Source organism: Streptomyces sp. NPDC052236, from assembly GCF_044548015.1.
In the GTDB taxonomy this organism is placed as follows: Bacteria; Actinomycetota; Actinomycetes; order Streptomycetales; family Streptomycetaceae; genus Streptomyces.
In genome coordinates this window covers 18,484-29,836 of the sequence record NZ_JBIUBL010000023.1, presented here as the reverse complement: position 1 = coordinate 29,836, position 11,353 = coordinate 18,484, and the positions used below count along the sequence as shown (strand labels likewise).

Below are 11,353 nucleotides of genomic sequence, written 5' to 3'. Positions count from 1 at the left end.
CCGATGAATCTGAAGATCGAACGAAACGGCCGGGTGGTCACCGTACGACTGCACCGCCCCGCCGTGCTCAACGCGCTCAGCCGCGACCTGATGACCGAACTCCTCGACGTACTACGGCCGTTGGACCGGGACCCCGGCGTCGGCTGCTTCGTCGTCACCGGCTCCGACAAGGTCTTCGCGGCCGGAGCCGATATCAAGGAGATGGCGGCCAAGAGCGCCACCGAGATGGCCGACGAGGACTACTTCGCGGGCTGGGAGGAGTTCGCCGCCCTGCGTACCCCGAAGATCGCGGCCGTCAGCGGCTACGCCCTGGGCGGCGGCTGCGAGCTGGCGATGATGTGCGATTTCATCATCGCGGGCGAGTCGGCCGTCTTCGGGCAGCCGGAGATCAAACTCGGCGTGATCCCCGGCATTGGCGGCACCCAGCGGCTCACCCGGCTGGTCGGCAAGGCCAAGGCCATGGACCTCGTCCTCACCGGCCGCACCATGGACGCGGCCGAGGCCGAGCGCTCCGGACTGGTCTCCCGGGTGGTGCCGGACGACCGGGTGCTCGACGAGGCGACCGAGGCGGCCACGGCCATCGCCTCCTACGGCCGGGCGGCGGTGACGGCGGCCCGTGAGGCAGTGGACCGCGCGCTCGAAACCGGACTGCGCGACGGCATCCTCTTCGAACGCCGCGTCTTCCATGCCCTGTTCGCCACCGAGGACCAGAGCGAGGGCATGCGCGCCTTCCTGGAGAAGCGCCCGCCCCGGTTCACCGGCCGCTGACGCGCCGGGGGGCGGGCCTTCGCACCGGCCCGTCCCCTCAGCGCGAGGCTTTTCAGCCCAGCCGGATCACATTCCAGGACAGCGGCTCCAGCGTCGCGCTCACGACGGAGCCCTTGAGCGTCGTCCCCGGAACCTCGTGCGGGGCGACCCGCTCCGGCTGCTCCAGGGTGTTGCGCGCCTCCGGGTCGGCGTCGGCCAGTGCGGTGTGCTCCACCACCGTCGTCACATCCAGCCCGTGCACCGCCACTTCGAGGGGCAGCGCCTCGCGCTGGCTGCGGTTGACCGCGAAGACCGTGACCGCGCCCGTCTCGGGGTCGCGTACCGCCGTGGCCTGCACCAGCGCCACCTCGCCGTACTTCTGTGTCTCGTACGTCGGTGAGTCCACCCGTACGTCCAGGACCCGCCCCCGCCCGTACCGCGAGGCCTGCGCGAAGGGGAAGAATGTCGTCTGCTTCCACGCCGGGCCGCCCGGCTCCGTCAGGATCGGCGCGATGACGTTGACGAGCTGCGCGAGGCAGGCCACGGTCACCCGGTCCGCGTGGCGCAGCAGCGCGATCAGCAGGGAGCCGAAGACAACGGCGTCGGTGACCGAGTAGACGTCCTCCAGCAGGCGCGGCGCCTCCTGCCAGTCCTCGGTCGGGTGCGGGTTGGGCCTGCTCTGGTACCAGACGTTCCACTCGTCGAAGGAGAGGTTGATCTTCTTCGTGGACTTGAGGCGGGCACCGACGTGGTCGCAGGTGGCGACGACGTTCTCGATGAAGGACTCCGTGTCGACGGCGGAGGCGAGGAAGGAGTCGCGGTCGCCGTCGAGCTCCTCGTAGTACGCGTGCAGGGAGATGTAGTCGACCAGGTCGTACGTCTCGGCGAGGACCGTGGCCTCCCAGGCGGCGAAGGTGTCCATGGACTGCCCGGAGGAACCGCAGGCGACGAGCTCGACGGACGGGTCGAGCTGGCGCATCGCGCGGGCGGTCTCGGCGGCGAGCCGTCCGTACTCCTCGGCCGTCTTGTGGCCGGTCTGCCAGGGCCCGTCCATCTCGTTGCCCAGGCACCACAGGCGGATGTTGAACGGGTCCTTGTCGCCGTGGGCGACGCGCAGGTCCGAAAGAGCCGTGCCGGAGGGGTAGTTGGCGTACTCCTGGAGGTCCAGGGCCTCGGCCACGCCCCGGGTCCCGAGGTTGATCGCCATCATCGGCTCGGCCTGCGGGCCGATCTTCTTCAGGAAGTCGATGTACTCGCTGAGCCCGAAGCGGTTGCTCTCGGTGGAGCGCCAGGCCAGGTCGAGGCGGCGGGGCCGCTCGTCCGCCGGGCCGACGGAGTCCTCCCACTTGTAGCCGGAGACGAAGTTGCCACCGGGGTAGCGCACGGCTGTCACGCCGAGTTCGCGGACGAGGGCGAGTACGTCGCCGCGCAGGCCCGCCTCGTCGGCCGTCGGGTGCCCCGGCTCGTACACGCCGGTGTAGACACAGCGGCCGAGGTGCTCGACGAAGGAGCCGAAGAGCCGGGGGTCGACGTCTCCGACGGCGAAGGCGGGGTCGAGGGTGAAGCGGGCGGTGCGGGACATGCCGGCCTTTCGGAGAAGGGGTTCGGGAGAACTCCGGTTTGTGCGCGTCACTGGCCTGCCAGGCCCGTATGGGCCACGCCGCTGACGATCTGCCGCTGGAAGAAGATGAACACGATGATCAGGGGCAGGCCCGCGATCAGACCGCCCGCCATCATCTGGGACCACTGGATACCGAAGGAGTTCATCACGGTGGCGATGCCGTTCGGCATGGTCATCAGGTCCGGGTTGTTGGTCACCATGTACGGCCACAGGAAGTTGTTCCAGGACGCGATGAAGGTGAAGATGCCGACCGCGGAGAGGGAGGGCAGCGACAGCGGCACCACAATGGTGAAGAACACCCGCCAGCGGCCCGCGCCGTCGATGAACGCGGCCTCCTCCAGCTCCCGCGGGATGGACTGGAAGAACTTGTAGAGGATGTAGACCATCGCGGCCGGCGCGCACTGCGGAAGGATCATGCCCCAGTAGGTGTCGACCATCCCCAGGGACTGGACGGTGGTGAACAGCGGCACGCCGAGCACCGCGGGCGAGATCATCAACCCGGCCATCACGAGCCCGAGCAGCACGCCCTTGCCGCGGAATTCGGTACGGGCGAAGCCATAGCCCGCGAGCGCGCTCACCACCAGCACCACCGCGGTGACACACACGGACACAATGAGCGAGTTCACGAACCAGTTGGGGATGTTCCCGGCGTCGAAGACGTTCCGCCAGGCCTGGATCGTCACCGCGTCCGGTATCCAGTGGACGGGGGCGGTAACCGCCTCCGTCTCGGATTTGAGCGAGGTCGACAGTGACCACAGCAGCGGGGCCATCCACAGCGCGGACACGGCGACGCCGAGCGCGGTGAGCACGACCTGGCTGAGGGTCCACTTCGACCGGACCGTAGTGACCGTAGTAGTGGTAGTACGTGTTGTCATCGCACGCCCTCCTCACGCTTGCGCAGCAACCACATCCGGCCCAGGGCGACGACCGCGATGATCAGGAAGAAGACCATGGAGATCGCGGAGGCGTATCCCACCCGGTAGCTGGTGAAGCCCTGTTCCAGCGTGTACTGCACCAGGGTTCTGGTGGATTCCTCCGGCCCCGGGCCGAACTCGTACATCACCGCGACCTGGTCGAAGACCTGGAGCGAGGCGAGGATCTGCAGGGCCACGATCAGGCCGGTGATATTGCGCAGCATCGGCACGGTGATGTGCAGCATGCGGTGCCAGGCGTTGGCGCCGTCGAGCGACGCGGCTTCGTACAGATGCTGCGGGATGTTCTGCAGCGCGGCCAGATAGAGCAGGAAACTGAAGCCGACCGTCCACCACAGAGTGGCGATGACGACGGCGATCATGGCGGTCGACTTCTGGGCGAGCCAGGGTGTCTCCAGGCCGAAGGTGTGGTTGACCAGCCCGAACGCCTGCTGGAACAGCCACCGCCACAGGTCGCCGACGACGGCGGACGGCAGCAGGAAGGGCGCGAAGAAGCACAGCCGCCACAGCCATTTGGCGCGCTCGATGTGGTGGGCGAGCATGGCCATCAGGAAGGCGACGACCACAATGCAGGGCACCACGAGGAGTGTGAAGTACGCGCTGTGGCCCAGGGAGTCCCAGAACAGCGTGTCGTCGAGCACCTCGCGGTAGTTGTCGAAGCCAACGAAACTGGCGTCGTTCGCGGAGATATTGGCGTCGGTGAAACTCAGCCACAGTCCGCGCACTACGGGGACCAGCACAAACAGTCCGTACAGCAGCAGGAAGGGTGCGACGAACCAGCCGCCGTGCTGCACCATCCGGCCGAGGCGCTCGCGCGTGGTCTCGTCGCGGGGTGCCGAGAGGGGGCGTACGACAGCGGGCGCGGCGAGTGTCTCCGTAGATGTCGTCATAGCGCGGAACCTCCCTCGGACACGGCTTTGCCTTCCATGGGGTTCTTCATCTCCAGGAGCCGTTCCAGGACCTGGCGCATCCGGCGGGCCACCGCGTCGGGTTTCGCGGAGCCGAGGTTGGACGAGACGACGGCGGGGCCGATGCGCTGGGCGAGGGTGCCCGCGGATCCGGCGAACCACGCGGATGGTTCGAGCGCCATATGGTCCATCGCGGAGACGTACTCGGCCTGCGGCTGGAGCGCCCGGTACTCCGAGCTGCTCAGGGTCGGCAGGTAGGCGGGGATATGGCCGCCCCTGGCCCACTCCACCGCGTTCCGCACGATGTACGCGGCCAGTTGGTGCGCGCCCTCGTTGGCGGGGCCGCCGCGGCTCGCCTGGTGCGGCAGGACGAAGGCGTGCGACTCGGCGTGGGTGGCGGGTTTGCCGAAGACGGCGGGCAGCGGGGTGGCTCCGTAATCCAGCTTCGGGCCGGAGAAGACGGGCACGGACCAGTTGCCCTCCCAGACGAAGGCGCTGCCGTTGACGAAGGACTCGGCGTCGGCCGCGCCCGCGGTGACATAGCCGTCGGTGACGTGCTTGCGCAGGAACTCCAGGACCTCGGTGGCCTTGTCCTCGTCGAAGGTGACGTCCGTGAGGGCGGGGTCGAAGTACCCGCCGCCGAGCTGTGTGTAGAAGGAGAGGAAGAACCACCAGGCGAAGTTCTGGTCGTTGGCGTGCAGGCCGAGGGTCTGGAGGCCCGGCTTGACCACTTTCTTCGCGGCCTTCAGCGCGTCGAACCACTCGGTGGTGGAGGAGATCGGGACGAGTTTGCCGTCGTCCCCGGTCAGCCCGGCCTTCTCGCACACATCGCGGCGGTAGAAGCTGAGTTGCGCGTGGATGTCGAGCGGCAGCCCGTACAGCTTCCCGTCGATCATGCCGCGCTGCCACAGCGCCGGGTTGAAGTCCTTCTCCCGTACGCCGTACCGGCCGAGGAGTTCCACATCGAACGGGTCGAGGAGGCGGCCGGGCGCGAAGCCCGCGATCCGGCCGAGGTGCATCACGCCGAGGTCCGGCGCGCGGTCGCCGGAGGCTGCCATGGCGAGCTTGGTGTAGTACGGATTGCCCCAGCGGAGGGTGGAGTCCTTCACCGCGACGCCGGGGTTCGCTTTACGGAAGGCGTCCAGCGTCGTGATCATGTTGATGCCGTCGCCGCCGCTGAACAGATTCCAGTAGCGGACTCGTACGTCCGCGTCCGAGGCGATGGCGGAGGCGCTGCGGCCGGTGGCGGCGAGACCGAAGCTGCCCGCTACGGCCAGCGCTCCCAGTCCGCCGAGCACAGAACGGCGGCCGGGCAGGGTTGGTGACATGGCGGCCCTTTTCACGGAGGCGTCCCCACCTCCCGTTGTCCGAGATTTCGAATGGCGCTCGTGACCTCGAACGGGACCGTAAAGTGGATCGTTTCACACGTCAACGGTTCACGCAGACATCCACCGGGATTCCGGATGTCGTTCGAGATGACGAACAGCGTGTGGGGCGGAAACCCGCCCCACACACACAAGTTGGTCAGGTTGGTCAGGGAGTGAAGACGGTGGGACGGGGCGCGGTCGCCATGCCGTTGCCGATGAAGAAGCTCGGGTGCGGCGGCTGGTTGTAGGCCGTGTTCTGCCAGGCGAGACCCGTGCGGTACATGGTGTCGTGGAGCAGCGTGGTGATCTTCGTGCTCGTCTCGTTCGGGGACGAGTAGATCCTCAGGGCCCGGTTGTCCGAGGTCCGCCAGACGACCTCCTCGCGCCAGTCGCCGAGGATGTCACCGGAGAGCGCCGGGGTCGACTTGGTGCCGTTGTTCGAGGCGACGGACGCTCCGGTCAGCAGGCGGGTTTCGCCGCCTGTGCCGTATTTGTCGATACGGGTGGCATCGAGCAGTTCGCGGGTCGTGTCGCCGTCCCACCAGCTCAGGAAGTTGATGCTGGACGGCTCGCGGCCGAGTGAGCCTCCGGTGGCCGAGCGCAGTGTGGTGTCGGCCGCGGACCAGGATTCGGCGCCGGCCGAGCCCGCGTAGATGTCGGCGGAGACGCCGCGGCCGTTGTCGCTGCCGGAGGCGGTCTGCCACAGGATCTGGCCGGTGCGCGCGTCGGCCATCCAGGAGCCGGGCTTGGAGCTGTCCTCGGACACCTTGAAGTACTCCAGGCCCGAGCGGGAGGGGTTGAGGTCGCCGACATGTCCGGCGTCTCCGTGGTTCAGCTTGGTGGTCCACAGGCCGTTGCCGTTGTCGTCCACGGTCATGCCGCCGTAGACGATCTCGTCCTTGCCGTCGGCGTCCACGTCGGCGATCGAGAGGCTGTGGTTGCCCTGGCCGTCGTAGCCCTTGCCCGTGTTCGTCGACGAGTTGGTGTCGAACGTCCAGCGGCGCGTGAACTGGCCGTTGCGCCAGTCCCAGGCGGCGATGACCGTACGGGTGTAGTAGCCGCGCGCCATGATCAGCGAGGGGCGCGCGCCGTCCAGGTAGGCGGTTCCGGCGAGGAAGCGGTCCACGCGGTTGCCGTAGTTGTCGCCCCACGAGGAGACGGTGCCGCGCGCCGGGACATAGTCGACCGTGCCCATCGCCGCGCCCGTCTGACCGTTGAACATGGTCTGGTACTCGGGTCCGGTCAGGATGTACCCGGCCGAGTTGCGGTGGTCGGCCGAGGCGTTGCCGATCACCTTGCCCGTGCCGTCGACAGTGCCGTCGGCGGTCTTCATGGCGACCTCGGCCTTGCCGTCGCCGTCGTAGTCGTACACCTGGAACTGCGTGTAGTGCGCGCCCGAGCGGATGTTGCGCCCCAGGTCGACGCGCCACATGCGGGTGCCGTCGAGTTTGACCGCGTCGATGATGGTGTTGCCGGTCACGCCGGACTGCGAGTTGTCCTTGGCGTTGGTGGGCTGCCACTTGAGGACGAATTCGAGGGCACCGTCGCCGTCGAGGTCGCCGACGGACGCGTCGTTCGCCTCGTAGGTGAAGCCGGAGCCGCCGGCGGGCGGGGTGATCGGCACGTCCTTGTAGCCGGTGCGGAACTGGACCGCGTGGACGGAGTCGGCCTGCTCGACGCCGTTCACGATCGCCCGGATCGTGTAGTCGGCCGAGTTCGGCGCGCCGGAGTGGAAGTAGTTCGTGGAGCCGGTGACGGGCGACGCGTTGACCTTCGTACCGGCCCGGTAGACGTTGAAGGACACATTGTCCGGGTCGGTGCCGAGCCAGCGCCAGGTGACGAGGTTGCCGCTGCCGGTGTGGACACTGACGACTCCGCGGTCCAGCTTCTCGACCTGGCGGGCGGTCGCGGCGGCCGCGGCGGACGAGGTCCCGGCCAGCGTGGTGAGCCCGGTGGCGGCGAGCGCTCCGGCGACGACGGCGGTGAGAAGTACCCGCGTGGGGCCGCGTCGGCGCGTGGGGGGATGAAGCGGATGCTGCATTGTTCCTCCAGGAGAGGTGCGTGCGGGTTGCGTACGGTCAGTCGCCGCCGCGCACGGAAGGGTTGCCGCGTTATCCCGCCCGGCGTCGGGCTCCAGGGCCTCCGAGCGGCGGCAGCGTCCGAGCGGCGGCAGCGGGGCGTGACAGTGATGGCGGATAGCATCAGCACACGACCCAGCAAAGGTGCCGATCATGGATCCAGACGCCGCGGCATCCCAGCCCACCGGCTCCATCAGCCTGCGCCAGCTGCTGATGTCCCTGGGTGAACCGCTGGTCGAGTTGCAGACCGCTCCCGCCGGACTGGACGTCCAGATCAGCAGCGTCGCCCTGCTCGACCCCGAGGACCCGCCGGTGGCCCGTCCGGGCGAGCTGGTTCTCGCCATCGGGGCCCGTGGCCGCGCCGCGTTCCCCGCGCTGCGTGCGGGCGGGCGCGACGGAGCCGCCGCCGTCGCGGTCAAGCTGGACGCTCCCGGCCAGGCCGCCGCCCTCAGCGCGACCGCCGCCGAGGCGGGGGTCGCGCTCCTCTCCGTACGCAGCGAGGCGCGCTGGGAGCAGGTGGACGCCCTCGCCCGCGCGGCCATCGACAACGCCCCGCCCGGCCACCCCGGCGAGGGGCCCGCGGAGGGCGACCTCTTCTCGCTGGCCCAGACCACGGCCGTCCTCACCGGCGGCATCGTCTCCATCGAGGACACCGCCAACCGGGTGCTGGCCTACTCCCGCTCCACGGACTCCGACGAGGTGGACGACCTGCGGCGGCTGTCCATCCTGGGCTGGCAGGGCCCGGAGGCGTACCTGGCGACCCTGCGCAAGTGGGGTGTCTTCCAGCGGCTGCACGCCTCCGACGAGGTGGTCGGCATCGACAGCCACCCCGAGCTGGGGATCCGCCGCCGCCTCGCGGTGGCCATCCGGTCGGGCAACCGCCAACTGGGCACGATCTGGGTGCAGGAGAGTTCGTCGCCGCTGACCGAACGCTCGGAGCAGGCGATGCTGGGCGCCGCCCGGGTGGCCGCGCTCCATCTCGTACGCCGTCGCCGGGAGCTCTCCCCGGACGTGACGCTGACGTGGACGCTGCTGGCCGGACTCCTGGAGGGCAGCGCCAGTCCGCAGCCGCTGGCCGACCACCTGGGGCTGGACACGGCACGCCCGGCGGCTGTCCTGGGCTTCTCGTACGAGGCGGCCGAAGTCACCACACCGGAGCTGACCCGCACCGAGATCACCAACCTGATCTCGGTACACACGGCCGCCCATCACCGCAGCGCCCTGGTCACCCGGGTCGATGCCCGTATATACGCGCTGCTGCCGCAGCTGCCGCCCAGCATCGACCTCGCCATACTGCGCGGCTGGGGGCAGGAGATCGCCGACGCCGCCCACCGCCACCTGGGCCTGTCGCTGCGCGGCTCGGTCGGCTGCGTCGTGCCGGGGCTCGCGGAGGTCCCCGAGTCGCGCCGGGAAGCGGACCGCATCCTCGACGCGATGGCGAGCGTCGGCGTGGGGTTCGGTGCCGGTGCCGCGACGACGGTCGCGGGGCTGGCCGATGTCCAGGCGGAAGTGCTGGTCAGCGAACTGCTGACGCTGCTCTCCGCCCACCCCGAGATACGGGACTCACGGCTGACCGCCCTGGTCGAGCACGACAGCGGGAACCAGGGACAGCTCGCCGAATCCGTCCTGGCCTACCTGGACGCCTTCGGCGACGTACGGGCGGCAGCCGCCCGGCTGCACGTACACCCCAACACACTGCGCTACCGGATTCGCAGGACCGAGGAGCTGACGGGCCTCGATCTGACCCGTCCCGAGCAGCGGTTGCTGGCCATGCTCCAGCTGCGGCTGGAGCGACCGCCCGCCACCTGAGCCTGCGCCGGCCGGCACCGGCATTGGCGAGCCGGACAGCCATTGCGCACGCATTTTGTCGAGCTGCACAAGCATGCAGCCCCCACTTGCCCAATACGCTGCTCGAATCCCCTCTCAAGCGGTGCCGCTCACCTCTCACGAGGAGGAAGCGCGAGGCGCGGACGCGCCGTAACCGCTGCGTCACCGGTGTCGGCACCGCCGCCGGTGACCGAAATCCGCGGTCCGCGCAGCGCGGCCCGTGGCATTGATTCAGGGCCCTCATCACCGTCTGTGACCTGCCCGCCTGCTCGGCCGCCCGCCCGCCCCGCCCGCACCGGGGCGATTCGAGCAGGCACCCCCGCGCATGACCGCCCACCCACTCATTGGATGTCCAGATGACTACACGTCCCCCTAGCCCCGTGGTCTCTCCCTCCCCTCCCCCGTCTCCCTCGTCGGACACTCAGTCTCCCGAACAGTCAGGCCTGCAGGCGGGGCTCAAGAACCGCCACCTGTCCATGATCGCCATCGGCGGAGTCATCGGCGCCGGTCTCTTCGTGGGTTCCGCCTCCGGCATCACCGCCGCCGGTCCCGGCATCCTGCTGTCGTACGCCCTGGTCGGCGCGATGGTCGTCTTCGTGATGCGGATGCTCGGCGAGATGGCCGCCGCCAACCCGAGCTCCGGCTCCTTCTCCGCCTACGCGGACCGGGCGCTCGGCCGCTGGGCCGGGTTCTCCATCGGCTGGCTCTACTGGTTCTTCTGGGTCGTGGTGCTCGCCGTCGAGGCGACCGCCGGCGCCGTCATCCTCGAAGGCTGGATGCCCGCCGTCCCGCAGTGGGGCTGGGCGCTGATCGTGATGGTCGTACTCACCGCCACGAACCTTGCCTCCGTCGGTTCCTTCGGTGAGTTCGAGTTCTGGTTCGCGGGCATCAAGGTCGTCGCCATCGCCGGGTTCATCGTCATCGGCGGATTGGCCGTCCTGGGGGTGCTGCCCGGCTCGGACAACCCCGGTGCGGGCTTCGCGCATCTGACCGACGCGGGCGGCTTCCTGCCGAACGGGCCGAGCGCGATCCTCACCGGCGTGCTGCTGGTCGTCTTCTCCTTCATGGGCAGCGAGATCGTCACCCTCGCCGCCGCCGAGTCCGAGAACCCGCGGCGCGCGGTCGCCAAGGCCACCAACAGCGTCATCTGGCGGGTCGGCGTCTTCTACCTCGGCTCGATCCTCGTCGTGGTCTGCCTGCTGCCGTGGAATGATCCCGCGATCGCGGAGAAGGGCTCGTACGTCGCGGCCCTCGACTCGATCGGCATCCCGCACGCGGGGGAGATCATGAACGTGGTCGTCCTCACCGCGGTCCTCTCGTGCCTCAATTCCGGCCTGTACACCGCTTCCAGGATGGCCTTCTCCCTCGGCCGCCGCGCCGACGCGCCCCAGTCCTTCGCACGGACCAACGCCCGGGGCGTCCCGCAGGCCGCGATCCTGGTCTCCGTCGTCTTCGGCTTTGTCGCGGTCGGCTTCAACTACCTGTGGCCGGACACGGTCTTCCGGTTCCTGCTGAACTCCTCGGGTGCCATCGCGCTCTTCGTATGGCTCGTCATCTGCTTCTCGCAGCTGAAGATGCGCGGAATCATCCTCCGCGAGGACCCCGAAAAGCTCGTCGTCCGGATGTGGCTGTTCCCGTACCTGACGTGGGCGACGATCGCGGTGATCACGTTCGTACTCGGTTACATGCTCACCGACGACAGCGACGGCGGCGGACGGACCCAGGTGCTGCTGTCGGTGCTCCTCGCCGCGCTGGTGGTGGCGGTCGCGCTGATACGGAACCGGATCGGCTCGAACACCAAGGACAAGGCGGGCAGCCTCCGGTAGCCGCCGCTTTCAGCACCGCTCGACTTCGTGGCCAGGGCCCGGCAGAC

The 11,353-nt window shown here is 69.1% G+C and carries 8 protein-coding genes; 3 read left to right on the top strand and 5 right to left on the bottom strand.

What is annotated here, in order from left to right; translation table 11 throughout:
- The first annotated feature begins 3 nt into the window (after positions 1-3).
- Positions 4-768: an enoyl-CoA hydratase-related protein gene (locus ACIHCQ_RS31190; RefSeq protein ID WP_399669745.1), complete on the top strand. Its 765-nt coding sequence runs from the start codon at positions 4-6 to the stop codon at positions 766-768.
- 52 nt (positions 769-820) lie between these two features.
- Here ACIHCQ_RS31190 and ACIHCQ_RS31185 read toward each other — a convergent pair whose 3' ends face one another.
- From ACIHCQ_RS31185 to ACIHCQ_RS31165, 5 genes are all read right to left on the bottom strand, one after another.
- Positions 821-2,329 (bottom strand): alpha-N-arabinofuranosidase, encoded by a 1,509-nt coding sequence (locus tag ACIHCQ_RS31185; protein ID WP_399669742.1) that lies wholly within the window; start codon positions 2,327-2,329, stop codon positions 821-823.
- Positions 2,330-2,376: 47 nt separating this feature from the next.
- Positions 2,377-3,243 (bottom strand): carbohydrate ABC transporter permease, encoded by an 867-nt coding sequence (locus ACIHCQ_RS31180; protein WP_399669739.1) that lies wholly within the window; start codon positions 3,241-3,243, stop codon positions 2,377-2,379.
- The gene (locus ACIHCQ_RS31175) at positions 3,240-4,190 is read right to left on the bottom strand and encodes a carbohydrate ABC transporter permease (RefSeq protein WP_399669736.1); all 951 of its coding nucleotides are present in this window, start codon (positions 4,188-4,190) and stop codon (positions 3,240-3,242) included. Before ACIHCQ_RS31175 ends, ACIHCQ_RS31180 begins: the two co-directional genes overlap by 4 nt.
- Positions 4,187-5,536 carry an extracellular solute-binding protein gene (locus ACIHCQ_RS31170; protein WP_399669733.1) on the bottom strand — a complete coding sequence of 450 codons (1,350 nt, stop codon included), beginning with the start codon at positions 5,534-5,536 and terminating at the stop codon, positions 4,187-4,189. Before ACIHCQ_RS31170 ends, ACIHCQ_RS31175 begins: the two co-directional genes overlap by 4 nt.
- 205 nt (positions 5,537-5,741) lie before the next feature.
- Positions 5,742-7,616, bottom strand: a complete 1,875-nt coding sequence (locus ACIHCQ_RS31165) for a rhamnogalacturonan lyase (protein WP_399669731.1) — start codon at positions 7,614-7,616, stop codon at positions 5,742-5,744.
- Between the two features lie 190 nt (positions 7,617-7,806).
- Here ACIHCQ_RS31165 and ACIHCQ_RS31160 point away from each other — a divergent pair, with 190 nt between their 5' ends.
- Together ACIHCQ_RS31160 and ACIHCQ_RS31155 are read left to right on the top strand one after the other, a co-directional pair.
- On the top strand, positions 7,807-9,462 hold the full coding sequence (locus ACIHCQ_RS31160) for a PucR family transcriptional regulator (RefSeq protein WP_399669728.1): 1,656 nt from the start codon (positions 7,807-7,809) through the stop codon (positions 9,460-9,462).
- 374 nt (positions 9,463-9,836) lie between these two features.
- A complete protein-coding gene (locus ACIHCQ_RS31155) occupies positions 9,837-11,306 on the top strand; it encodes an amino acid permease (protein ID WP_399669725.1) in 1,470 nt (489 codons plus the stop codon).
- Positions 11,307-11,353: the final 47 nt, after the last annotated feature.